The organism is Mycobacterium sp. E2733, from assembly GCF_001667585.1.
Lineage (GTDB): Bacteria > Actinomycetota > Actinomycetes > Mycobacteriales > Mycobacteriaceae > Mycobacterium.
Genome location: NZ_LZJZ01000030.1, coordinates 1 through 587, shown reverse-complemented (window position 1 = coordinate 587; position 587 = coordinate 1). Strand labels below are relative to the sequence as shown.

Here is a 587-nt window from a genome sequence, read left to right as displayed (position 1 = left end):
GTGACAGGCCCGCCCCACATTGTGACGCGTCTCACGGGAGCCACCGCCGGCGGCGGGGGCGCGGGGTGTGACGGGGCGACGACGTTTTGGTTGATGTCGGGGTGCTGGTTGGCATGCGGTCGGATGTCGACGGCCAGCGCCACGGCCAGGGCAACGACACCGCCGATGAATATCAGCGTCGCGGCGGCGACGGCCAGCACCGACTTGCGGCTGCGTCGCGCGCCCGAGTGCGCGGCCGCCTCGCCGTCGGCGCCGGTTGTCCGCGACTTTCCGGTATTCGATTCGGCGCTGTAGGCCAGCTCGCGTCCGTCGGCCGACAGGTCGCCCGCGTAGGGCATCGCGATCGTCGAGGGCGCGCCCAACTGCGCGTTGGCCGCCGCCAGTGACGCGCCGCGGGCCAACGCCATTTCGGGTTCCTCGGGCGTGGTCACGGACAGCGACGTCGCCGCCTCGAGCGCCGGCTTGATGTACGGGATGTCGACGTCCGAGCCCACCAGGAACAGCCCGTCCGGGCGCGCCCTCGACGATCGCGATGCCCTACGCGGGCGACCTGTCGGCCGACGGACGCGAGCTGGCCTACAGCGCCG

Annotated in this window: 1 pseudogene; it reads right to left on the bottom strand. The window is 72.6% G+C overall.

What is annotated here, in order from left to right:
* A pseudogene (locus tag A5678_RS07145) lies at window positions 1-494 on the bottom strand (hypothetical protein); the annotation flags it as partial.
* Window positions 495-587 lie beyond the last annotated feature (93 nt).